The organism is Lysobacter sp. BMK333-48F3, assembly GCF_019733395.1.
Taxonomy (GTDB): domain Bacteria; phylum Pseudomonadota; class Gammaproteobacteria; order Xanthomonadales; family Xanthomonadaceae; genus Lysobacter.
In genome coordinates this window covers 1,197,438-1,220,716 of sequence record NZ_JAIHOO010000001.1, presented here as the reverse complement: position 1 = coordinate 1,220,716, position 23,279 = coordinate 1,197,438, and the positions used below count along the sequence as shown (strand labels likewise).

General features: G+C 69.9%; 16 protein-coding genes. 13 read left to right on the top strand and 3 right to left on the bottom strand.

Annotation, left to right across the window (positions count from 1 at the left end; genetic code table 11):
* Positions 1 to 6 precede the first annotated feature (6 nt).
* On the bottom strand, positions 7 to 3,345 hold the full coding sequence (locus tag K4L06_RS05105) for a non-ribosomal peptide synthetase (RefSeq protein WP_221670371.1): 3,339 nt from the start codon (positions 3,343 to 3,345) through the stop codon (positions 7 to 9).
* On the bottom strand, positions 3,342 to 6,680 hold the full coding sequence (locus tag K4L06_RS05100) for a non-ribosomal peptide synthetase (protein WP_221670370.1): 3,339 nt from the start codon (positions 6,678 to 6,680) through the stop codon (positions 3,342 to 3,344). Before K4L06_RS05100 ends, K4L06_RS05105 begins: the two co-directional genes overlap by 4 nt.
* 395 nt (positions 6,681 to 7,075) lie before the next feature.
* Between K4L06_RS05100 and K4L06_RS05095 the strand changes: the two genes are divergently transcribed.
* The 12 genes from K4L06_RS05095 to K4L06_RS05040 all read left to right on the top strand — a co-directional run bounded on the left by K4L06_RS05095 (position 7,076) and on the right by K4L06_RS05040 (position 21,667).
* Positions 7,076 to 8,125 carry a class II aldolase/adducin family protein gene (locus tag K4L06_RS05095; RefSeq protein WP_221670369.1) on the top strand — a complete coding sequence of 350 codons (1,050 nt, stop codon included), beginning with the start codon at positions 7,076 to 7,078 and terminating at the stop codon, positions 8,123 to 8,125.
* A gap of 36 nt (positions 8,126 to 8,161) precedes the next feature.
* On the top strand, positions 8,162 to 9,820 hold the full coding sequence (locus K4L06_RS05090; RefSeq protein WP_221670368.1) for an NTP transferase domain-containing protein: 1,659 nt from the start codon (positions 8,162 to 8,164) through the stop codon (positions 9,818 to 9,820).
* Positions 9,817 to 11,004, top strand: coding sequence for a glycosyltransferase (locus K4L06_RS05085; protein ID WP_221670367.1), 1,188 nt, complete (start codon positions 9,817 to 9,819; stop codon positions 11,002 to 11,004). The genes K4L06_RS05090 and K4L06_RS05085 overlap by 4 nt, the downstream gene beginning before the upstream one ends.
* A 23-nt stretch (positions 11,005 to 11,027) precedes the next feature.
* Complete coding sequence (locus tag K4L06_RS05080; RefSeq protein ID WP_221670366.1) at positions 11,028 to 11,834, top strand: class I SAM-dependent methyltransferase; 807 nt, start codon at positions 11,028 to 11,030, stop codon at positions 11,832 to 11,834.
* Entirely contained in the window at positions 11,831 to 12,418 is a 588-nt protein-coding gene (locus K4L06_RS05075) for a phosphatidylinositol-specific phospholipase C/glycerophosphodiester phosphodiesterase family protein (protein ID WP_221670365.1), read from the top strand. Before K4L06_RS05080 ends, K4L06_RS05075 begins: the two co-directional genes overlap by 4 nt.
* Positions 12,415 to 14,493 (top strand): glycosyltransferase 87 family protein, encoded by a 2,079-nt coding sequence (locus K4L06_RS05070; RefSeq protein WP_221670364.1) that lies wholly within the window; start codon positions 12,415 to 12,417, stop codon positions 14,491 to 14,493. Before K4L06_RS05075 ends, K4L06_RS05070 begins: the two co-directional genes overlap by 4 nt.
* On the top strand, positions 14,490 to 15,248 hold the full coding sequence (locus K4L06_RS05065; protein WP_221670363.1) for an HAD family hydrolase: 759 nt from the start codon (positions 14,490 to 14,492) through the stop codon (positions 15,246 to 15,248). Before K4L06_RS05070 ends, K4L06_RS05065 begins: the two co-directional genes overlap by 4 nt.
* 98 nt (positions 15,249 to 15,346) lie before the next feature.
* Positions 15,347 to 16,930 (top strand): glycosyltransferase family 87 protein, encoded by a 1,584-nt coding sequence (locus K4L06_RS05060; RefSeq protein WP_221670362.1) that lies wholly within the window; start codon positions 15,347 to 15,349, stop codon positions 16,928 to 16,930.
* Positions 16,930 to 19,152, top strand: coding sequence for a carbohydrate binding family 9 domain-containing protein (locus tag K4L06_RS05055; protein WP_221670361.1), 2,223 nt, complete (start codon positions 16,930 to 16,932; stop codon positions 19,150 to 19,152). The genes K4L06_RS05060 and K4L06_RS05055 overlap by 1 nt, the downstream gene beginning before the upstream one ends.
* Positions 19,153 to 19,508: 356 nt before the next feature.
* Entirely contained in the window at positions 19,509 to 20,387 is an 879-nt protein-coding gene (gene rpoH, locus K4L06_RS05050) for an RNA polymerase sigma factor RpoH (RefSeq protein WP_221670360.1), read from the top strand.
* A 186-nt stretch (positions 20,388 to 20,573) separates the two neighbouring features.
* Positions 20,574 to 21,041: a DUF1203 domain-containing protein gene (locus K4L06_RS05045; RefSeq protein WP_221670359.1), complete on the top strand. Its 468-nt coding sequence runs from the start codon at positions 20,574 to 20,576 to the stop codon at positions 21,039 to 21,041.
* Positions 21,042 to 21,241: 200 nt separating this feature from the next.
* Positions 21,242 to 21,667, top strand: a complete 426-nt coding sequence (locus K4L06_RS05040) for a hypothetical protein (protein ID WP_221670358.1) — start codon at positions 21,242 to 21,244, stop codon at positions 21,665 to 21,667.
* A gap of 55 nt (positions 21,668 to 21,722) precedes the next feature.
* Here K4L06_RS05040 and K4L06_RS05035 read toward each other — a convergent pair whose 3' ends face one another.
* A complete protein-coding gene (locus tag K4L06_RS05035) occupies positions 21,723 to 22,529 on the bottom strand; it encodes a phytanoyl-CoA dioxygenase family protein (protein WP_221670357.1) in 807 nt (268 codons plus the stop codon).
* Positions 22,530 to 22,831: 302 nt separating this feature from the next.
* Here K4L06_RS05035 and K4L06_RS05030 point away from each other — a divergent pair, with 302 nt between their 5' ends.
* Complete coding sequence (locus tag K4L06_RS05030) at positions 22,832 to 23,263, top strand: hypothetical protein (protein ID WP_221670356.1); 432 nt, start codon at positions 22,832 to 22,834, stop codon at positions 23,261 to 23,263.
* The last annotated feature ends 16 nt before the right edge of the window (positions 23,264 to 23,279 follow it).

Here is a 23,279-nt window from a genome sequence, read left to right as displayed (position 1 = left end):
GTGGAGTCAGGCGCCGGCGCCGGCGAGCAGGGCCTGGATTTCGTCGTCCGACAGGCCTTCGAGCTGGTCGAGCATGCCGGCCAGCGCCTCGTCGTCGAGGCCGCGCATGCGGTGCTCGGCCAGCCAGGCGGCGAAGCCGGCGACCGTCGGCGCCTCGAACAGCGCGCGCAGCGTCGCTTGCACGGCGAAACTCTGGTTGATCCGGCTCAGCAGTCGGGTGGCGAGCAGCGAATGGCCGCCGAGGGCGAAGAAATCGTCGTCGATGCCGACCCGCTCGCGGCCCAGCGTTTCCGCCCACAACGCGGCGAGCTTTTCTTCCTCGGCGTTGCGCGGCGCGGCATAGCGTTCGCCGCCGGCCGCTTCGGCCTGCGCGTCGGGCGCCGGCAGCGCGCGCCGGTCGACCTTGCCGTTCGGGGTCAGCGGCATCGCCTGCAACGCGACCCAGGCGCTGGGCAGCATGTAGTCGGGCAGGCGGCGCTTGGCCAGCGCGCGCAGTTGTTCGACGTCGATGCTGTGGCCGGCGCGGGCGACCGCGTAGGCGACCAGGCGCTGATCGCCGGGGCGATCCTCGCGGCAGACCGCCACGGCTTGATGCACCGACGGATGCTCGGCCAGCACCGACTCGATCTCGCCCAGTTCGATGCGGAAGCCGCGCAGCTTGATCTGATGATCGATCCGGCCGAGTACTTCCAGGCGGCCGTCGCGGCGCCAGCGGGCGAGGTCGCCGGTGCGGTACAGGCGCGCACCGGGTGCCTTGCCGAACGGATCGGGAACGAATTTCTCCGCGGTCAGCTGCGGCCGTCCCAGATAGCCGCGGGCCACGCCGAGGCCGCCGATCAGCAGCTCGCCGGGCACGCCGGCCGGCACCGGCCGCAACGCGCGGTCGACCACGTAGATCTGGGTGTTGGCCATCGGCCGGCCGATGCAGATCGCACCGTCCGCACGCACCCGTTCCAAGGCCGACCACACCGTGGTTTCGGTCGGGCCGTACAGGTTCCACAGCTGCGCGCCGTCGGCGAGCAGGCGGTCGGCCAGTTCGCGCGGCAAGGCTTCGCCGCCGCACAGCAGGCGCAGACCGGGCGGCGCGCGCCAGCCGGCGTCGAGCAGCATGCGCCAGGTCGCCGGCGTGGCCTGCATGAGCGTGCTGCGCGAGCTTTGCAGCAGGCGCGACAGGGCGGCGCCGTCGGCGGCGGTGTCGCGGTCGGCGAGGACGACGCGCGCGCCGACGCTGAGCGGCAGCAGCAGCTCCAGCACGGCGATGTCGAACGACAGCGTGGTCACCGCGCACAGCGCGTCGTCGCGGCCCAGGCCGGGCTCGCGCGCGACCGAGGCGAGGAAGTTGAGCGCGGCGCGGTGGGCGATCTGCACGCCCTTGGGCCGGCCGGTCGAGCCGGAAGTGAAGATGACATAGGCCAGGTCGTCGGCCTGCGGCGTCGCCGCGACGCGGCCCTGGCCGGGTTCGGCCAGCGCATCTTCCAGCGCCAGCGTCGCCTGCGCGGCCGGCAGCGCGGCGAGCAGGACGCGTTCGCCCAGCACCAGCCGCATCGCCGCGTCTTCGAGCATGAAGCCCAGGCGCTCGGCCGGATAGGCCGGGTCCATCGGCACGTAGGCGGCGCCGGCCTTGAGCGTGCCGAGCAACGCCGCGAGCATGCGCGGAGTGCGTTCGACCAGCAGGCCGACCAGGTCGCCGCAACCGACGCCGCGCGCGGCCAGCGCGCGCGCGACCGCGTCGGCCTGGGCGTCGAGTTCGGCGTAGCTCAGCCGCGCCTGGCCCTGCTCGACCGCGATCGCCTGCGGATGCTGCGCGGCCTGGGCTTCGAACGCGGCGTGCAGCGCTTGCTGCGGCAGGTCCAGCGCGGTGTCGTTGTTGGCGTGCAGCAGTCGTTCGCGCTCGCCCGGTTCGAGAATCTCCAGCTCGCTGAGCCGGCGCTGCGGGTCGGCCACCGCCGAGCGCAGCAACTGCACCAGGTGGCGCGCGAACGCGGCGACCGTGGCCTGGTCGAACAGCGCGGTGGCGTATTCGAAGAACAGCCGCAGCTCGTCGCCTTCTTCGCTGGCGAACAGCGACAGGTCGGTGCGCGAGGTGCCCTGGTTGACCGCGTCGAAGCTGACCGAGCGCAGTTGCAGCTCCTCGGTCGGCGCACCGCCGGCGGGGAAGTTCTGGAAGAACAGCATCACCTGGAACAGCGGGGTGTGGCTGAGCGCGCGGTCCAGGTCGAGCGATTCGATCAGGCGCTCGATCGGCAGGTCCTGGTGCGAGAACGCGCCGATCGTGCCGTCCTTCACCCGCGCCAGCAGTTCGGCGAAGCTGGGGTCGCCGGACAGGTCGTGGCGCAGCGCCAGGGTGTTGATGAAGAAGCCGATCATCGGCTCCAGTTCGGCCCGGCCGCGATTGGCCAGGCCGACGCCGCAGATCTGGTCGGTCTGGCCGCTGTAGCGCATCAGCAGGGTCTGGAACGCGGCCAGCACGGTCATGAACGGGGTCGCGCCGTGCTCGCGCGCCAGTTGCTTGACCTGTTCGTACAGTTCGGCCGGCACCACCTCGCGCAAGGCCGCGCCGGCATGGTCCTGGCGCGCCGGCCGCGGCCGGTCGCCCGGCACCTCCAGCACCGGCAGGCGCCCGGACAGGCGCTGGGTCCAATAGTCGAGCTGCGGCTGCAGCTTGCCGCGCTCGAGCTGTTCGCGCTGCCACAGGGCGTAGTCGGCGTACTGCAGCGCGGGCTCGGCCAGCGGCGAGGCCGCGTGGCGCGAAAACGCCGCGTACAGCTGCTGCAGCTCGCCGAGCAGGATGCCCAGCGACCAGCCGTCGACGACGATGTGGTGGGCGTTGAGCACCAGCAGCCGGCGCTGGTCTTCGACCTGGATCAGGGTGGCGCGGAACATCGGCCCGCGGGCCAGATCGAAGGCGCGCGCGGCTTCGGCGCGGCCGCGCGCGAACGCGGCCGCCTCGCGCTCCGCCGCCGGCAGCGCGCGCAGGTCGTCCTGCGCCAGCGGCACCGGCACCGGATCCAGCACCTGCTGGTAGGGGCCGTCGTCGTCGGCGCGGATCACCGTGCGCAGGCTTTCGTGCCGGCGCACGATCTCGTCGAGCGCGCGCTGCAGGGCCTCGCGGTCGAGGCGACCCTCGACCCACAGGCTCATCGGCACGTTGTACACCGCCGATCCCGGTTCGAACTGATCCAGGATCCACAATCGCTGCTGAGCGAACGACAGCGGCAGCCGCGCCGGCCGCTCGCGGCGGACCAGCGCGTTGCGCGCGGCCGCCTGGCGCCGGCCGAGCTGCTGCAACGCCAGCGCGCGCTTTTCCGGCGACAGGCCTGCCAGGCGGGGGTCGTGCTCGTTCACGGCCGCGCTCCGCCGTCCAGCTGCGCCGCGGCTTCTTCGTCGCTCAGCCCTTCCAGGCTGGCGAGCAGGGCGTCGAGGTCTTCGTCGGCGAAGTCGTCGCGCGCCACCGCCACGCGGGCGGCCAACTGCTCCAGGGTCGGCGCTTCGAACAGCGTGCGCAGCGGCAGCTCGACGCCGAAGCTCTGGTCGATGCGCGCCAGCAGGCGGGTGGCGAGCAGCGAATGGCCGCCGAGGTCGAAGAAGTTGTCGCGCACCCGCACCCGGCGCACGTTGAGCAACTGCTGCCACAGCTCGACCAGGGTCTGTTCCTCGGGCGTGCGCGGCTCGCCGCCGGATTCGTCGTCGTTGCTGGCGACGTCTTCCGGCATCGGCAGGGCGCGCCGGTCGACCTTCCCGTTCGGAGTCAGCGGGAACTGCTGCAGGATCACGAACGCGCTCGGCACCATGTAGTCGGGCAGGGCGGCCTTGAGGTGGTCGCGCAGCTCGGCCGGGCCCGGTGCGGCGCCGTCGGCGGTGACGTAGGCGACCAGGCGCTTGTCGCCGGGACGGTCCTCGCGGCAGTGCACGACCGCCTGGGCGACGTCCGCGCGCTGCGCCAGCACCGATTCGATTTCGCCCAGTTCGATGCGGAAACCGCGCAGCTTGATCTGGTGATCGATGCGGCCGATCACCTCGATGGTGCCGTCGCGGCGCCACAGCGCCAGGTCGCCGGTGCGGTACAGGCGCGCGCCGGGCGCCGCCGAGAACGGGTCGGCGATGAACTTCTCCTCGGTCAGGTCGGGCCGGCCGCGATAGCCCGCGGCGAGGCCGTCGCCGCCGATCAGCAATTCGCCCGGCACGCCCACCGGCTGCAGGTTCATGCGCGCGTCGACGATGTGGATCTGGGTGTTGTCGACCGGCTTGCCGACCAGGATCGGGCCTTCGCCCGGGAACACCCGGCACAGCGCCGAGTACACCGTGGTTTCGGTCGGGCCGTACAGGTTCCACAGCTCGCCGCAGCACGGCAGCAGACGGTCGGCGAGTTCGCGCGGCAGCGCTTCGCCGGTGGAGATGATCTTCAGCGCGTCGTTGCCGCGCCAACCGACCTCCAGCAGCATGCGCCAAGTCGCCGGGGTCGCCTGCATCACGTCCAGGCGCGCGGATTCGACCAGGCGGCGCAGGCTCAGGCCGTCGCGCGCGGTGTCGCGGTCGACCAGCACGATGGTGGCGCCGACGGTCAGCGGCAGCACCAGTTCGAACAGGGCGATGTCGAACGACAGCGTGCTGATCGCGCACAGGGTCTGGCCGGCGGCGAGGCCGGGCTCGCGCGCGACCGAGCGCAGCAGGTTGACCGCGGACCGGTTGCGGATCTCCACGCCCTTGGGCTTGCCGGTCGAACCGGAAGTGAAGATCACGTAGGCCAGGTCCTGCGGCGAGGCGCCGTCGACCGGCGGATGCTCGGCGCGTTCGTCCAGCGTCGCGTCCGCATCGGCCAGCAGCACGGTTTCGACTCCGCCCGGCGGCGTCGCGGCGAGTTCGCGCTGGGTCACCAGCACCCGCGCAGCCGAGGTCTCGAGCATGTAGCTCAGGCGGTCGGCCGGGTAGGTCGGGTCCAGCGGCACGTAGGCGCCGCCGGCCTTGAGGATGCCGAGCAGGCCGATCAGCATCTCCGGCGTGCGGTCGACGTACAGGCCGACCAGCGAACCGGCGACGACGCCGGCCGCGCGCAGCTCGTGGGCGAGCGCATTGGCGCGACGGTCGAGTTCGCGATAGCTCAGTTCGCGCGCGCCGAAGCGCAGCGCGACCGCGTCCGGCGAACGCTCGACCTGGGCCTGCACCAGCGCGGCCAGGGTCGGGTCGGCCGGCAGTTCGCGCCCGGTGCCGTTCCAGCGCGCCAGTTCGCCGCGCTCTTGCTCGCCGATCAGGCGCAGCGCATGCACCGGCGTGTCCGGCGCATCCAGCGCATGATCGAGCAGATTGAGCAGGTGGCCGCAGAGGCGCTCGATGCGAGCGTCGTCGAACAGATCGGTGCTGTACTCGAACACCAGCTCGCGGCGCGCGTCCTGGGTCACGAACAGGCTCAGGTCGCCCTGCGCGGTGCCCGGCATCAGTTCGACCGTGTGCACCGGATCGGTGCGCAGTCCGCGCAGTTCGATCGGATGCTCGGGATAGTTCTGGAAGAAGTACATCGCTTGCGCGAACGGGGTGTGGCTGCTCGAACGCGGCAGGCGCAGCAGCTCCAGCACCCGGTCCAGCGGCGCATCGGCGTTGTCCATCGCGCCGAGCATGCCGTCGCCGACCCGGTCGACCAGGTCGGCGAAGCTGGGCTCGCCGTCCAGGCGCGTGCGCAGCGCCAGGGTGTTGACGAAGAAGCCGACCACCGGTTCCAACTCGACCCGCTGGCGGCCGGCCACGCCCATCGCCACGGTGATGTCGTCCTGGCCGGTGTAGCGCGACAGCAGCGCCTGGTACGCGGCCATGTAGACCATCGACACGGTCGCCTTGCGCTCGCGCGCGAAGCGCTCGACGCGCTGGTTGATCGCATCGGGAATGTCGCGTCGGTGCAGCGCGCCGCGGAAGCTTTGCGCGGCCGGGCGCGGCCGATCGGCGGGCAGGTCCAGCGACGAGGCCGCGCCGTCCAGGCGCTGCTGCCAATAGTCGAGCTGGCCCTGCAGGCCGTCGCCGCCGAAGGTCTCGTTCTGCCACAGCGCGACGTCGGCCAGTTGCAGCTCCAACGGCTCCAGCGCGGCCTCGCGACCGTCGCGGCGCGCGTTGTACAGGCTCTGCAGTTCGTCGAGCAGGCGGCCGATCGACCAGCCGTCGATGGCGATGTGATGGAACGTCAGCACCAGCAGATGCGACTGCGGCGCCAGTTCGACCAGTTGCGAGCGCAGCATCGCATCGCGCGACAGGTCGAACGGCCGGCCGAGTTCTTCGCGCGCGATCTGCAGCGCGGCGGGATGGCGCTCGGCGCCGTCCAGATGCGCGAGCGAACTCGTGCGCCAGGGCAGTTCGACGCGTTCGGCGATGTGCTGGTACGGATCGCCGTCGTGGGTGCGGTACACCGTGCGCAACACTTCGTGGCGATCGAGCAGGTCCTGCAGCGATGCGCGCATCGCCTCGCCATCGAGTTCGCCGTGCAGCCACAACGCGACCGGCAGGTTGTACGCGGTCAGGCCGGGCGTGAACTGATCCAGCCACCACAGCCGGCGCTGGCCGAAGCTGAGCGGGATGCGCTCGGGCCGGCTGCGTGCGGTGATCTTGTTCTGGCCGGCGCGCTGGCGCGCGGCGATTTGGCGCAATAGCTCTCGCTTCGCCGGGGACAGCCCCGCGATGCGGTCATCGATCTCGTTCATCAACCCCTTCCTTGTGACGACTCCATTCGGCCGACCAGTCCCGTCGGCTCCCTTATGGCATCCAGCGCTCGCAAACCTTGAGATGCAGTTGCGCGCGACCCCCAGTCGCTTGCATCCTTGGCATGCCGTCGGCGGTGCCCCCTGATCTCTATCCTATCCACATAACGGGATCCGGGCGCAAAGCGGACCACATCGATTGCCGGGTCGTCCAGTGCCTGGCGGGGAGATCGACGTGAAGACGGACCAACGCAGCGATGTATCCGCCGGACGGGATGTCCGGTTCTCGAATTCCGCTGCGTAGAGGGAGTTTCCAGGAGTTTCACAGCCGGGGGGCAATGCATGGAAAGGCAGTTCTGGCAACACGAAACACACCACGCGAGCACAGCGCCCGCAGGGTGACCGCCGTGGCCAATGCAGAGTTTTTAACCGATCTAATCGCGTTTTCGGCGCGTATTGGTGCTGAGCCTTTGCTTGTTCAGGGAGGCGGCGGCAATACCTCGCTCAAGCGCGACGACGAGTTGTGGGTGAAGGCTTCCGGTACGTGGCTCGCGCAGGCGCGCGAGCGCGAACTGTTCGTGCGTCTGCCGTTGTCGCAGGTGCGTGCTGCGTTGCGGCACGACGACGCCGAGGATCGGATCATCGAGATCGCGCGCGGTTTTCCGCTGCGGCCGTCGATCGAAACCTCGTTGCATGCCTTGCTGCCGCAGCGCGTCGTCGCGCATGTGCATTCGGTGAACACGCTGGCCTGGGCGGTGCGCACGGATGCGAGAAAACGTTTGCAGGAACGATTGGGCGAGATGAACTGGGCGTGGGTGCCTTACCGGCGGCCCGGACATCCCTTGACCTGCGCGGTCGCCGATGCCATCGGCGCGCGCGCACCCGAGGTGCCGGACGTGTTGGTGTTGGCCAATCACGGGCTGGTCGTCGCCGGCGAGGATTGCGCGCAGGTCGCCGCGCGCCTGGACGAGGTCGAGCGCCGGCTGATGCGCAGTCCGCGCGCCGCGCCGGCATCGCAGCCTGAGCGACTGCGCGCTGCCAATGATCTGTCCTGGCAGTCGCCCGCCGATCCGTTGGTGCATGCGCTGGCCAGCGATGCGGTCGCGCGCGCGATCGCGGCGGACGGCGTGCTGTATCCCGATCACGCGGTGTTTCTCGGCGCGTGCGCGGCCCAGGTCGGCGCCGGCGAGCGTTTGTCGCAGGCGCTGGAGCGCTGCCTGAGCGAGCACGGAGCGATGCCGGCGTTCGCCCTGGTCGAAGACGCCGGCGTGCTGGTCGCACCGGGATTGTCGGCCGGCGCGCAGGCGATGCTGCATTGCCTGGCGCTGCTGGGCTTGCGCCTGAACGGCGACGAACCGCTGGCGCGGCTGGGCGCGGACGAGGTCGCCGCCCTGGTCGATTGGGACGCAGAGGCCTACCGGCGCGCTTTGGCGCGTTCGATGAACTGAACGGATTTCGATACGGACTCTCCACGGAAGGACAGCATGCAGATCGTCGTACCCATGTCGGGATTCGGAGAGCGCTTTCGCCGCGCCGGCTACCGCGTGCCCAAGCCGCTGATCGAAGTCGACGGCAAGCCGATCATCGGCCATGTCGTCGACCTGTTTCCGGGCGAGACGCAATTCGTGTTCGTGTGCAACCGCGACCACCTCGACGAGCCCGGGTACCGGATGGCCGCGATCCTGCGCGAGCATTGCCCGACCGGCCGCATCGTCGCGATCGATCCGCACAAGCTCGGACCGGTCAACGCGGTGCTGCAGGCGATCGACGCGATCGATCCGGCCGAACCGACCCTGGTCAACTACTGCGACTTCTCCTGCAGCTGGGACTACGCCGACTTCAAGGACTTCGTCGCCGCCAGCGGCTGCGACGGCGCGATCCCGTGCTACACCGGCTTCCACCCGCACATGATGGGCTCGACCAACTACGCCTATGTGCGCAGCGAGCGCGGCCGGGTGCTGGATATCCAGGAGAAGCGCCCCTACACCGATCGGCCGCAGAGCGAGTTCGCCTCCAGCGGCAGCTATTACTTCGCTTCCGGCGCGCTGATGCGCGACGCGTTCGAGCGGACGATGGCGCGGCCGGACCTGGAACTGGGCGGCGAGCGTTACGTCAGTCTGGCCTACAAGCCGCTGCTCGAGGACGGCCGGCGCATCGCCGTGTACGAACTCAACCACTTCATGCAGTGGGGCACGCCGCAGGATCTGGAGGAGTACCGCTACTGGTCCGATGCGTTTCGCCGCCTCGGCGACCCGGGGCGCGAGCCGCCGCCGCGCCAGCGCGGCGCGGTGATGGTGCCGATGGCCGGGCTGGGTTCGCGCTTCGCCCAGGAAGGCTACGACCGGCCCAAGCCGCTGATCGAAGTATCCGGCGAGGCGATGGTGGTGCAGGCCGCGCGCGATCTGCCCGAACCGGCGCGGCGGGTGTTCGTGCAGCGCCGCGACCTGCCGGGCCACGCGCTCGTCGCCGACACGCTGCGCGCGCGCTTTCCCGATTGCGCCCTGGTCGACCTGGAGCGGGTCACCGACGGCCAGGCGCGGACCTGCCTGGAAGGGCTGGACGGCATCGATCCGCAGCAGCCCCTGACCATCGGCGCCTGCGACAACGGCGCGGTGTTCGACCCGCAGGTCTTGGCCGGTCTGCTCGGCGAGGACGGCGGCGCCGACGTGCTGGTCTGGGTCGCGCGCGGCTATCCCGGCGCGGCGCGGCGGCCGCAGCACTACGGCTGGGTCGACGAAGCCGACGGCCGGGTGCGCGCGGTATCGGTCAAGCGGCCGCTGGCCGATCCGGCGCGCGACCCGATCGTGCTCGGTACCTTCAGTTTCCGCCGCGCCGGCGATTTCGTCGCCGCCGCGCAGGCGATGATCGCCCGCGACGGCCGGGTCAACGGCGAGTTCTACGTCGACGAGTGCATCAACGACGCGCTGGCGCTGGGCCTGGACTGCCGGGTGTTCGAGGTCTCGCACTATCTGTGCTGGGGCACGCCCGACGATCTGCGCACCTACGAGTACTGGCAGTCCTGCTTCCACAAGTGGCCGGCGCATCCCTACCGGCTCGAGCGCGACCCGCGCGTGGCCGAGGACGCGCGCGCCGGGCTGGAAAGCCGCTACCGCATGCGCCAGCCGGAGCGCGCCTCGTGGTGAACGCGACCGCCGCCACCGGGTTCGGCCGCCTGCGCGGCGAACTGCTGCGCTTCGTCCTGGTCGGCGGCACGTCGGCGGCGATCACCTTCTCGATCTATCGCGGGCTGATGCTGTTCGGCGCGTCGCCGCATCCGGCGCTGGCGCTGGGCTTCGTCGCCGGCACGGTGTTCAGCTTCTTCGCCAACCGCATGTTCACCTTCAACATCGCCACGCCGTCGCGGCAGGGCGAGGTGCTGCGCTTCGTCGTCGTCTATGCGGCCGCCCTGGGCGCCCATGTCGGCGTCAACGCGCTGATGCTGGCCTGGCTGGGGCGCAGCGAGCCCGGCATCGCAGCGTCGTTCGTGGTCGCCACCTGCGTGTCCACCGCGACCACCTTCATCGGCATGAAGTGGTTCGCCTTCGCCCGCGACGGGGCCGGTTCGTCCGGCGCCGCCGCGCGCTCGCCGGAGGACGCCGCGAACGCGTCGTCGGGCGGCGCGCGGCCGCGGCTGTCGCTGGTGATTCCCTGCTACAACGAGGCGGCGAATCTACCCTTGCTGGTGCAGCGCCTGCGCGAGAGCTTCCTCGATCCGCGCTGCGAAGTGATCCTGGTCGACAACGGCTCCAGCGACGATTCGCCGGCGGTGCTGGCCGCACTGCTGGCCGGGCAGAGCCGGATCCGCAGCCTGCGCGTCGAGCGCAACCAGGGCTACGGCTACGGCATTCTCGCCGGGCTGCGCGCGGCCCAGGGCGAGGTGCTGGGCTGGACCCACGCCGACCTGCAGACCGATCCGGTCGATGCGCTGCGCGGACTGGAGTTGTTCGCGCCGGATGCGGACGAGTGCTTCGTCAAGGGCCGCCGTTACGGCCGGCCCGCCGGCGACGTCGCCTTCACCGTCGGCATGTCGCTGTTCGAGACCGCGCTGCTGGGCCGGCCGATGTGGGACATCAACGCCCAGCCAACCTTGTTCCCGCGCGAATTCTTCCTCAACTGGCGCGAGCCGCCGCACGACTTCGCCCTGGACCTGTACGCCTACCACCAGGCGCGGATTAGCGGCCTGGACGTGCGGCGCTTCCCGGTGCGGTTCGGTCCGCGCGCGCACGGCCGCTCGCACTGGAACGTCAACTGGCGCGCCAAGCTGCGCTTCATCCGCCGCACCGTCGACTTCAGCTGGCGCCTGCGCCGCGGACTCGGCGCGCGCTGACCCTCACGCTATCGGACACCGACATGTTCCTGCCCAGCACCTATTTCCCGACCCACGAAGAGAACCGCTTCGCCAACGAGGGCGACGTCGGCCGCGCGCGCGAGTTCTTCCTCAAGCACCGCCCGCGCAATCTGGAGTTCCTGCTGCGCAAGCGCTACGAGTGGATGAACGCCTACATCCAGCCGGGACAGCGGGTGGTCGAGTTCGGCGCCGGCTCGGGGCTGAGCAAGGAATTCATCCATCACGACAACTTCCGCATCACCGACGTCGAGCCGCGGCCCTGGGTCGACGACGTCGCCGACGCGATGGACCCGCCGCATGCGGACGGCTCGATCGACGTGGCGGTGTTCAGCCACATGATCCACCACCTGCCCAATCCGGTACGGTTCTTCGAAGGCATCCAGCGCAAGCTGGCGCCGGGCGGGCTGATCCTGATCCAGGAGCTCAACACCTGCTTCCTGCTGCGCCTGGCGCTGCGGGCGATGCGCCACGAGGGCTGGTCCTACGACGTCGACGTGTTCGACCGCGAGGTGGTGGCCAACGACCCGCGCGATCCCTGGTCGGCCAACTGCGCGATTCCGCAGTTGCTGTTCCGCGACGAGGCCGAGTTCCGCCGTCGCCTGCCGGGCCTGAGCATCGAGCGCAACGAGCTCAACGAGTGCTTCGTGTTCCTGGTCTCCGGCGGGGTGGTGGTGCAGGCCAAGACGGTCGAGCTGCCGGTGTTCGCGCTCAAGGCCATCGACGCCACCGACCGGCTATTGGTCAAGCTGTTGCCGTCGCTGTTCGCGATGGGGCGCTCGATCGTGCTGCGCAAGGTGGCGACCGCATGATCCTGGTGCGCCACCGCCGCAACACCCTGGCCGAGCTGCGCGCGACCGCGCCCGAGCTCGGCATCGAGCTGGACCTGCGCAGCCGCGGCGACGAGCTGATCGTGCACCACGACGCCTTCGCCGACGGCGAGCGCTTCGAGGACTGGCTGGCCGGCTACCGCCATCGCCTGCTGATCCTCAACGTCAAGGAAGAGGGGCTGGAGGATCGGCTGACCACGCTGATGCGCGCGCACGGCATCGACGACTACTTCTTCCTTGACCAGTCGTTTCCGTTCCTGATCCGCAGCGCACGCAACGGCGAGCGCCGCTGCGCGGTGCGGGTGTCGGAGTTCGAATCGATCGACACCGCGCTGAGCCTGGCCGGGCGCATCGACTGGGTCTGGGTCGACTGTTTCAGCCGTTTCCCGCTCGACGGCGAACAGGCCGCGCGCCTGCGCCGGGCCGGCCTGCGCCTGTGCCTGGTGTCGCCGGAGCTGCAGGGGCGCGAAGCGGCGAGCGAGATCCCGGCGCTGCGCGCCTTGCTGGCGCGCGAAGGCATCGTCGCCGACGCGGTCTGCACCAAGGAACCGGATCTTTGGCGATGAACGCGCAGCGGATCTGGCACGACCCGGTGTTCCGATGGGGGCTGGCGTTCAAGCTGGCGCTGGTGGCCGTGCTGGTGCCGCAGATCCAGCAGGACTGGTTCGTGCCGTTCGTGCGCCACGCCCTGCTGCAGCCGGCCTGGGACCCGTGGTCGGCGTTCCTGGCCGACGGCGGCGAGGCGATGGCCTATCCCTACGGCCCGGTCATGCTGCTCGCGCACCTGCCCGGCACCGCGCTCGGCGTGTCGGCCGACGCGATCCTGGGCTCGGCCTATGCCGGCGGCCTGGGCTTCCGCCTCGGCCTGCTCGGCGCCGACCTGTGCGCGCTGGCGCTGCTGGCGCGGCTGTGGCCGGAACGGCCGCGCCCGTTGCTGTGGCTGTACTGGTGGTCGCCGATCGTGCTCTACGTGACCTACTGGAACGGCCAGACCGACATCGTGCCGATAGCGCTGCTGCTGGCGTCGCTGGCGTTGCTGCGCCGCTACCGCGCCGGCGCCGCCGGCGCGGCGCTGGCGCTGGCGATCGCGGCCAAGCTGAGCATGCTGCTGGCGGCGCCGTTCTTCGCCATCTACCTGTGGCGCAACAAGCGCCTGCGCGGGTTGTTGCGGCCGTTCGCGCTGGCCGGCGGCGCCACCGCGGCGGCGTTGCTGCTGCCGTGGCTGGGGTCGCCCGGCTTCGTGCGCATGGTGATGGGCACGCCGGAGTCGCTGCGCGTGTTCGACCTGGCCCTGCCGCTGGGCCAGGATCTGCGCCTGTACCTGACCCCGCTGCTGTACCTGCTCGCGGCCTATGGCCTGTGGCGGTTGCGCCGGATCAACTTCGACCTCCTGGTGGCGGCGATCGGACTGTCGTTCTTCCTGGTGGTGTTGGCGACGCCGGCGCCGCCGGGCTGGTACCTGTGGCTGGTGCCGTTCCTGGTCGCCCACCAACTGCACAGCGACCGCAGCGCACGGGTGCTGACCGCAGCGTTCTCGGCCTTGCTGATCGGCATGCACCTGCTCGACTCCAGCGGCGCCTCCGCGCCCTGGCTGGGCTGGGACCCGTCGGCAGGGATCTCCGCCGTGGCCGCGCGCATCACCCCGCATCTGCACTCGCTGGGCTACACCGGCCTGGTCGCCGCCGGCCTGGTACTGCTGGTGCAGATGCTGCGCGAGCGGATCGCCCGCAACGACTACTACCGGATCGCGCAGAAGCCGGTGACGCTCGGCATCGCCGGCGATTCGGGCTCGGGCAAGGACACCCTCAGCCGCGCCCTGGCCGGGATCTTCGGCGAGCACTCGGTGGTGCACGTGTCCGGCGACGACTACCACGTCTGGGACCGCTACGAGCCGATGTGGAAGGGCCTGACCCATCTGGACCCGCGCGCCAACGACCTGCAGCGGTTCAACAACGACGTGCTGGCGCTGATGGACGGCAAGCCGATCCTGTGCCGCCACTACGACCACGGCGCCGGCCGCTTCACCGCGCCGACCCGGATCGACAAGAACGACGTGGTCATCGCCTCTGGCCTGCACGCGCTGCACATGCAGCGCCTGCGCGAGCGCTTCGACGTGGCGGTGTTCCTGGACATCGACGAAGACCTGCGCCGGGCCTGGAAGATCCACCGCGACGTCGGCCAGCGCGGCCACGCCCTGCAGCAGGTGTTGAACTCGATCGAGCGGCGCATGCTCGACTCGCGCCAGCACATCCATCCGCAGCGCGCCGCCGCCGGACTGGTGCTGCGGCTGATGCCGGTCAACGCGCAGCAACTGGAAACCGCGCCCTCGCCCGACCGGGTGCGGCTGAAGCTGGTCGCGCTGATCCGCAACGGCACCTCGCACGAGCGCATGGCGAGGATCCTGATCGGCATCTGCGGCCTGCACCTGGACGTGCAGACCGCCGAGGACGGCGGCGAGATCGAAATGAGCATCGAAGGCGATGTCGCCGCAGAGGACATCGCCATGGCCGCGCGCGCGCTGGTGCCGGGCCTGGAGGAAATGCTGGACATCCAGCCGCGCTGGGAGGACGGCATGAGCGGGATCATGCAATTGCTGGTGCTGATCCAGATCGAGGAATCGCTGAAGAGCCGGATACGATGAGCCTGAGAATCCACAACTCGCAGAAGGTGATGCGCGCGCCGCAGGCGATCATCTTCGATACCGACAACACCCTGTACGCCTACGAGCATCCGCACGCGCAGGCGCTGGCGGCGACCGAACGCAAGGCGGTGCGCCTGCTCGGCGTCGACCCGGACGAGGTGCGCGGCGCGTTCGCGCGCGCCCGCGAGGAGGTCAAGCGCCAGCTCGGCAAGACCGCCAGCTCGCACAGCCGGCTGCTGTACTTCCAGCGCGGCATCGAGATCCTCGGGCGCAAGACCCAGCTGGTGATCACCCTGGATCTGGAACAGACCTACTGGCGCACCTTCCTGTCGCATTGCGAGCTGTTCCCGGGGGTGCGCGATTTCCTGCTCGCGTTGCGCCGCAACGGCATCGGCACGGCGATCATCACCGACCTGACCTCGCAGATTCAGTTCCGCAAGATCATCTACTTCGGCCTGGACGACTGCTTCGACTACGTCGTCACCTCCGAAGAGGCCGGTGCGGACAAGCCCGAGGAGGCGCCGTTCCGCCTGGCGATCGACAAGCTGGGACTGGACCCGAGCCGGATCTGGATGATCGGCGACCATCCGGTCAACGACGTCGCCGGCGCGCGCAACTTCGGCCTCAGCACGCTGTTGCGGGTCGATCGCGGCCGCGACGGCGCCACCACCGGCTGCGACGTCGAGTTCGACGATTTCACCGAGCTGCACCGTTACTTCTTCTCCGGCAAGGTCGACGGAGTGGGCAAGAGCTGATCGAGCGCGCCGCGCAGGCGGCCACAGGACACACCGCAGCGGCGCGGGGGCGCCGCTGCAGCGACCCGGCGGGGACCGGGAAGATAAGGAGTTCGTCGATGCAAACGAGTACCTATACGCAGCCGCCCGGCGCCGGGCGCTGGGCGGTCGCCGCGCTCGCGCTGGCCTTGCCCGCGCCCCTGCTCGCTGCGGCCCTGGCCGGTTTCGGCCTGGACCTGGGCCTGGCGGCGCCGTTGGCGGCGGCCGCGTTGGCGGCCGCCTGCCTGCCGCTGGCGCGGCGCTTGCCCGTGCAGTGGGACCGGTCGTTCTCGCATCGTCCGCTGGCCGCGCTCGCGCTGGCGGCGATGGCGGTGCTGGCGGTGTTGCGGCTGAGCGGCGTCGCCTTGTACCTGGCCGACGCCGAACAGGCGCAATTCTCGGCGTTCTGGTTCGATCCGTTCTATGTCGGCCATAGCTGCTATTCGGGCTATTGGCAGGCGGCCGAACTGTCGCGCGAAGGCGCGGCCAACCTGTACGACCCGATGCTCTACAGCGGCACGATGGGCCGCTTCAAGCTCGACGAGTACTTGTACCTGCCGCAGTTCCTGCTGCTGCCGCGGCTGGGCCTGGCGCTGGGCGGCGACTTCTATTCGTTGCGCGCGCTGTGGTTCGCGATCGAGGGCGCGATCGTGCTGGCTGGGCTGTGGGCGGCGGGGCGCTGGATCGGCGGCGGCGTCGGTCGCCGCATCTGGTTGCTGATTCCGGCGGTGATGCTGACCAGCCCGGTGGTGGTGACCTTGCAGGTCGGCAACTTCCAGCTCGCCGCGATCGCGCTGTCGGTGCTGGCGATGATCCAGTTCGAGCGCGGCCGCAACCTCAGCGGCGGCCTGCTGCTGGGCTTCGCCGCGATCAAGCTGTTCCCGGGCCTGCTCGGCGTGTATCTGCTGGCGCGCCGGCGCTGGGCTGCCGCGGCCTGGACCGGCGCGTTCGCCGCGCTCTACACCGTGCTGGCCTATCTGTGGCTGGGACCGCAGCCGTTCGAAGCCTTCCTGCACTACCAGGCGCCGCGCATCGCCAACGGCGAGGCCTGGGCGTTCCTGGAGATCGAAGGCCTGGAGTGGGTCAGCGCGATCAACCAGTCGGTACCGGGACTGGTGCTGAAGGCCAAGATCCTCGGCGCGCAGGGCATGGACCGGGCGACGATGGGCGCGGTGGCCTGGGTCTGGACCGGCGCGGTGGTGGTCATGGCGATCGTCGCCGGCCTGCGCCACGACGCGATGTCGCGGCTGGAACGCGCCGCGGTCTGGATCGCCCTGCTCGGGCTGGCGGTGTTCCGCAGCCCCTTCGTGCCCGACCACAGCGGCCTGTTCGCGCCGATCTGGCTGTGGAGCCTGATCGCCGCGGCCTGCCTGCCCAGCCCGCGCAGCGCGGCGCTGCTGGCGCTGGGCTGGCTGGCCTGCACCGCGGTGCTGCCGGTCGGCGGCGTGCCGCTGCCGGAGGTGCCCGCGCGCATCGCCTTGGCCACCGCGGTGCAGGCGATCGCGATCGGCCTGTGTCTGTGGCCGGTGCTGCGCCGGCCCGGCCTGCGCTCGCCCAGCGCGCGCTTCTGGCGCGCAGACGATTCCCAACGACCGGTATCCGCCGCCATGGACGGCGATGTCCGGGATCTCCCGATTTCTCTGACGACCAAGGCGGAACACTGATGCGTCGCGTTACTTTGTGCACCACCCTGTTGGCGCTGCTCGGCAGCGCGTTCCCGGCCCTGGCCGACGATGTGCTGAACATCCCGCGCGCCGAGCACGCGCCGCGGCTGCAGGACTACATCGGCGGCGTGCCGTCCGACGCCGGCGTGGAGGTCAAGGACTTCCGCCAGAACAAGCCCGGCGACGGCGTGCCGTCCTCGCTGGACACGCGCGCCTACCTGTCCTACGACGACCAGCACCTGTACGTGGTGTTCGTGTGCAAGGACGACCCCAAGCAGGTGCGCGCGCGCATCGCCCGCCGCGACGCGGTGTTCGGCGACGACGGCGTGCAGCTGATGCTCGACACCTACCGCGACAAGCAGCGCGCGTTCGTGTTCACGGTGAACCCTTACGGCGCGCAGATGGACAGCCGCTACACCGAGGGCCTGGGCTACGACTTCAACTTCGACACCCAATGGGTGTCCGACGGCCGCCTGACCGACGACGGCTACGTCGCGGTGATGCAGATCCCGTTCAAGAGCCTGCGCTTCGAACGCGGCGACATGCAGAACTGGGGCATCGCGATCAACCGCATCATCCCGCGCACCAACGAGTTCGTGTACTGGCCGTACATCACCGAGCGCAAGGAAGGCTTCGTCCAGCAGTTCGCCGCCGCGCGCATCGAGGACGAGATCCAGCCCAGCCGCAACATCCAGCTGATCCCGCACGTCACCTACCGCGACGCCGAGACCCTGGGCGTGGATTCGGCCGGCAATCCGTCGATGCGCGGCCACCGCCGCAGCGAGGTCGGCGTCGACGCCAAGTTCGTGGTCAAGGATTCGATCGCGGTCGACCTGACCGTCAACCCCGATTTCAGCGAAGTCGAAACCGACGAGCCGCAGGTGATCGTCAACGAGCGCTTCGAGCAGAGCTTCGTCGAGAAGCGGCCGTTCTTCCTCGAGAACAGCGGCATCTTCGGCCTGCCGGTGTCGCTGTTCTACTCGCGCCGGGTGGTCAATCCGCAGTACGGCGCGCGCGTCACCGGCCGGCTCGGCCGCTGGGCCTTGGGCGGGCTGCTGATGGACGACGAGTCCGCCGGCCTGCTGCTGTCGGGCAAGGATTACGGCAAGACCGGCAAGATCGGCGTGGCGCGCCTGCAGCGCGACGTCGGCGAGCAGTCCAACGTCGGCTTCCTGGCCTCCGACCGCTCGGTCGGCGACCAGTACAACCGGGTGTTCGGCCTCGACTCGCGGATGAAGCTCAACGACAACTGGCTGCTCAACGCCCAGGCGATCAAGAGCAAGTCGCGCGAGGAAGGCGATGTGCGCCGCGACGGCGACCTGCTGTTCGCCCAGGCGATCCGCGGCGGCCGCGACTTCACCTTCGACGGCCAGTACATCGACATCTCCGACGACTTCGAGGCCGAGCTCGGCTTCGTGCCGCGCGTCGGCATCAAGCAGCTGTACCAGAAGTCGGGCTATCTCAAGCAGTTCCCCGACGCGCCGTGGCTGGTCAACATGGGCCCGACCCTGACCGCCTACCGCACCTGGGACCAGAACGGCGACACCCAGGACTGGAGCGTGGAGCCGGGCTTCGTGGTCAACGGCCTGCGCCTGACCAAGATCGAAGGCAATCTGATCCGCGGCTACGAATACTTCGGCGGCCGCGACTTCTACATGGATGGCTTCAAGGTCGGCGTCAGCAGCGAGTGGTTCAAGTGGCTCGGCGGCGAGGTCAGCTACACCCAGCGCGAGACGGTCAACCATCTGCCGGCGCCGGGGCTGGATCCGTTCCTGGCCGACGAACGACTGTTCAAGCTCAAGTTCACCCTCAGCCCGTTCGCCCAGTTGCGCATCGACCAGTCCTTCATCTGGGACGAACTGCGCACGCGCAGCTCGATCGTCGGCCGCGATTCGGACTCCAAGGTGTTCCGCAGCACTCAGTCCTTCACCAAGATCAAATACCAGTTCAGCCGCTTCTGGGCCGCGCACGTGATCTTCGACTACAAGGCGCTGGACTCGGACACGAACCTGTTCCTGATCCCGCGCGACAAGAAGCTGGTCACCGACCTGCTGGTCAGCTACTCGCCCAACCCCGGCACCGCCTTCTACCTGGGCTACACCGACCAGCAGCAGAACCTGCGGATCAACGAGAACCCGGCCTTCGTCGCCCGCACCCGCGACCTGGACCTGCACAGCGGCAAGCAGCTTTTCATGAAGTTCAGCTACCTGTTCAACTTCTGAGGCCGGCCCGGCCGCGTCGGGCCGCACCTTATATATAGAGGGTGCGGCCGGCTGTCCGGCGACGCCGCGGCCGCTTCCGCTGCGGTGCGCGCCGGCCCTGGGGCCGGCCGGGAGGGGATTCAGCCGCCGGCCGGCCTGGCCGGCGGATACTGCGTGCCTGGCCGGCCCGCGGCCGGCGCGGCCTTCACCGCCGCCTTTGCAAGTCGTTGATATAAAAGCATTTCGGCCCGTCCCTCGCTGGGCCGGCCGGTGCCCCTCCTGCGACGGCGCGCCCGTTTCCTCGTTCCAATCCCGCAACACTGCGGAACTTCCCCCGCCTTTAGCAGTCGTATAACCCGACTGCTAAGATGACCCCCATGACCGCTATCGCCCAATCCACCGCTCTAGTCGCCAACAACCTGCCTGTGCCCAGCGCGCTCGGTTCGCTGGACGCGTACATCGGCGCCGTGCACCAGATTCCGGTGCTCACCGCCGAAGACGAGCAGGCCTTGGCCCGTCGTTACCGCGAAGGGGAAGACCTCGACGCGGCCCGCGAACTCGTTCACTCGCACCTGCGCTTCGTGGTCCACGTGGCCCGCGGCTACAACGGCTACGGCCTGCAGATCGGCGACCTGATCCAGGAAGGCAACATCGGCCTGATGAAGGCGGTGAAGCGCTTCGATCCGGACCAGGGCGTGCGCCTGGTGTCGTTCGCGGTGCACTGGATCCGTGCCGAGATGCACGAGTTCATCCTCAAGAACTGGCGCATCGTCAAGGTCGCCACGACCAAGGCGCAGCGCAAGCTGTTCTTCAACCTGCGCAAGAGCAAGTCGCGCCTGGGCTGGATGAACGCCGAGGAAGTGCGCTTGGTCGCCAAGGACCTCAACGTCTCCGAACGCGAAGTGCTGGAGATGGAGTCGCGCCTGTCCGGTCGCGACATCGGCTTCGATGCGCCGGCCGACGAGGACGACGATCACGCGCCGCCGTCGCCGGCCGCCTACCTGCGCGCCGCCGACGAAGATCCGTCGCAGTCCTACGAGCGCGAGGACGAAGAGGACAACCAGCTGGCCCTGCTGCGCGAAGGCCTGGCCGGCCTGGATGCGCGTTCGCGCGACATCGTCAAGCGCCGCTGGCTGGATGCCGACAGCAAGATCACCTTGCAGGAACTGGCTGACGAGTACGGCGTCAGCGCCGAGCGCATCCGCCAGATCGAAGCCAATGCGTTGAAGAAGATGCGCGGCCTGTTCTCGGCTTGAGTGTTTCGGCCTGAGTGTTTCGGCCTGAGCGCCGCGACAAATCCAGCGTCCCACGAACGGCCCGGGCAACCGGGCCGTTCGCGTTTGCGCGCGCGGCGTCGAAACATCGCCCGGCGCAAGCCGCGGATATCGGCGGCCGCGCGGCGGGACTAGCCTGCGCTCTCCTTCGCCATCGAGAGTTCCGCCATGATTTCCTACCGCATCGCCGGCCTGTCGCCGCAACCCTATGCCGCGTTGTTCGCGCTCGACGACGCCGACCTGGCGGCGCACGACATGCGCCGCGTGGTCGCCGATTCGCCGCGCGGCTATCCCTGCCGCGTGTCCCTGGTCGATGCGGCGGTGGGCGAAACCGTGTTGCTGCTGACCCACGAACACCAGGCCCAGGGCCCGTACCGCGCCAGCGGTCCGATCTTCGTGCGCGAGGCCGCGAGCCGGGCGCAGGCCTACCAGGACCAATGGCCGCCGGTGCTGCTGACCCGCTACCTGTCGCTGCGCGCTTACGACGGCCAAGGCTGGCTGCGCGAGGCCCGGGTAGCCGACGGCGCGCAAGGCGAGCAAGCGGTGCAGGAACTGTTCGCCGATCCGGCGATCGTGCGGGTCGCCGCCCACAACGCGCGCTACGGCTGCTTCCTGTGCGCGATCGACCGCGCCTGAGCGCGGCTACGCGCGTTGCGCTGGCGAATCGGCGCCATTGCCGGTGGCGCCGGCGATGCGCCGGCGCGCGCAGCGCCGGTTGAGAACTGGAAGCGGCGTCGCAGCCCCCCGCGCGCGCGCTTGCCGGGCCGCGAACGCGGCGACCAGACTGCGCCGCCGGCTCCGTCCGGAGCCGGCGCACTTACCCAATGGAGGGGTACATGCACGCCAAGAAGATGCTGGTCGCGGCCGGGTTCGCCGCGTTGATGGCGCTGTCGCACGCACCGGCGCGGGCCGGCGACGTCAACGCCGCGGTGTTGAGCTGCTACGTCGATACCTTCGCTTTGGACACCTTGCGGGCGAACGTCTGCGTCGCCACCTGGACGCCGAACCGGGCCAACAACCCGACCATCGCCCATTTCGAAGTGACCGGCCTGCCGGCCGGCAACTACGGCTACAGCTGGAGCAACCTGGAAAGCGGCGGCCCGGCGCCGGCGTGCGGCAATACCCGCAGCTGCAACGTCCGCATCGCCACCGAGACCAACGGCGACGGCGAAGCGCACCTGGCGGCGACGGTCACCGACCTGGACACCGGCGCGGTGCGCACGGTGAGCGCGGTCGCGCACTACTACGACGGCTGGAATTGATCGGCGAGCGCGGGGGCGCCGGCCGGCGCCCCCGCGGCCGTTTCGCGGCGACGGATCAGACGATCCAGTCGGGCTGGAAATAGCGCACGCGTCCGTCCGGATTGAGCAGCGGGCGGTGGTAGCGCGCGCCTTCGAAGTAGTAGTGGCTGACCTGGCTGTGGCGGGTGCGCGCGGGATCGGTGCGCGGCGATCCGCCGTGCATCAGATTGGCCGCCCAGACGAAGGCCTGGCCCTTGCGGATCGTCGCCAGCGCCGGCGCGATCCGGGCGCGCTCGATCTGCCGTTCCATGTAGGTTTCGTAGAGCAGGTAGTTGTGCGCGGAATCGTGCGCCGGCGAATGGCCGCGCAGTTCCCGCCACCAGCCGCGCGGCGACAGCGGGCCGTCGCGCATCGGCGCGCGGCGCGCGCCCAGATCGGGTTCGGCGAACACTTCGCTCATGCCCACTTCGGGCAGCTTGTGGCTGCCGGGGTAATAGATCACCGCGCCGTTGTGCTGGTCGATGTCTTCCAAGGCCACCCACACGCCGCACATGTGCCCGGCCGGGTTGGAATTGAAGTGGACGGTGTCGGAGTGGACCTTCTGCTCGGTGCCGACGCGGAAGTTGAGGGTCTGGAACGGCAGCGGCTTGCGCCCGTGCAGTTGCGCCAGCACCGCCAGCACGGTCGGCGCGCAGGCGATCGTCTTGACCCCGGCGTCCTGGCGCCAGGCATCCTGGACCCGCGCCACGGTGCGGCCGTCCGGATAGAGCAGGCCGTTGCCGACGCGCTCGCGCACGCCGTCGATGATCGCGGGATCGATTTGCGGGTCGATGACCAGGTAGCCCTGGTCGGCGAATTGCTGCTTTTGCTCGGCGGTCAGCACGCGGAAGTCCTGGACGGGTTGCGGCCGCGCGGCGACCGGCCGGCGGGAGGCGGCCTATCTTGCCGCGACCGCGCCGCGCCGGCCATGGCCGTTCGGCGGTGGCGCCGCCGGGACTTCATCTCCGGTTGCGCCGGGCCTCGCGGCGGTTTCGGCGCGATCCGGAAGCCAGCGCCCAGTTCCGGCCGGATTCCCGCCGCCTGCGTCGCGGTATCCGCGCCGGCGCCTACCTACACTCGCAGGCGGTGCGGCGCTGCCGCGCCCGCGGGCCGGGGGCCCGACGACACGAACCAATGGAGGGTTTTATGCAGACCAGCAAGACCTGGGTGTTGGGCGTCATCTTGTCGCTGCTCGGCCTGACCGCGGCGGCGCCGCCGGCGCGCGCCGGCGACGTCAGCAACGCGGCGGTGACCTGCTTCGTCGACACCTACGCCTTCGACGTGCCCGAAGTCGGCAGTTGCAGCTCGATCTGGCGGCCGGGCTCGGCGAACAATCCGAGCACCGCGCTGTTCCAGGTGACCGGGGTCGGCGCGGGCAACTACGCCTACGCCTGGCGCGACCTGGAGAACAACACGGTGCCGGCCGGCTGCGGCAATGCGCCCTACTGCGAGAAGCTCATCTACACCGACGTCTACGGCGACGGCCAGGCCACCTTGCAGGTGACCATCACCGACCTGGACACCGGCGCGGTGCGGCAGGTGCAGGCCACCGCGTTCTACTACGACGGGTTCACCTGATCGGCGCACGGCCGCG

Excerpts from the sequence above, each read along its gene's own strand:
- K4L06_RS05100 (WP_221670370.1), bottom strand. The coding sequence starts at position 6,680 with ATGAACGAGATCGATGACCGCATCGCGGGGCTGTCCCCGGCGAAGCGA.
- K4L06_RS05090 (WP_221670368.1), top strand. The coding sequence starts at position 8,162 with ATGCAGATCGTCGTACCCATGTCGGGATTCGGAGAGCGCTTTCGCCGC.
- K4L06_RS05080 (WP_221670366.1), top strand. The coding sequence starts at position 11,028 with ATGTTCCTGCCCAGCACCTATTTCCCGACCCACGAAGAGAACCGCTTC.
- K4L06_RS05075 (WP_221670365.1), top strand. The coding sequence starts at position 11,831 with ATGATCCTGGTGCGCCACCGCCGCAACACCCTGGCCGAGCTGCGCGCG.
- K4L06_RS05070 (WP_221670364.1), top strand. The coding sequence starts at position 12,415 with ATGAACGCGCAGCGGATCTGGCACGACCCGGTGTTCCGATGGGGGCTG.
- K4L06_RS05065 (WP_221670363.1), top strand. The coding sequence starts at position 14,490 with ATGAGCCTGAGAATCCACAACTCGCAGAAGGTGATGCGCGCGCCGCAG.
- K4L06_RS05060 (WP_221670362.1), top strand. The coding sequence starts at position 15,347 with ATGCAAACGAGTACCTATACGCAGCCGCCCGGCGCCGGGCGCTGGGCG.
- K4L06_RS05055 (WP_221670361.1), top strand. The coding sequence starts at position 16,930 with ATGCGTCGCGTTACTTTGTGCACCACCCTGTTGGCGCTGCTCGGCAGC.
- rpoH (WP_221670360.1), top strand. The coding sequence starts at position 19,509 with ATGACCGCTATCGCCCAATCCACCGCTCTAGTCGCCAACAACCTGCCT.
- K4L06_RS05045 (WP_221670359.1), top strand. The coding sequence starts at position 20,574 with ATGATTTCCTACCGCATCGCCGGCCTGTCGCCGCAACCCTATGCCGCG.
- K4L06_RS05040 (WP_221670358.1), top strand. The coding sequence starts at position 21,242 with ATGCACGCCAAGAAGATGCTGGTCGCGGCCGGGTTCGCCGCGTTGATG.
- K4L06_RS05030 (WP_221670356.1), top strand. The coding sequence starts at position 22,832 with ATGCAGACCAGCAAGACCTGGGTGTTGGGCGTCATCTTGTCGCTGCTC.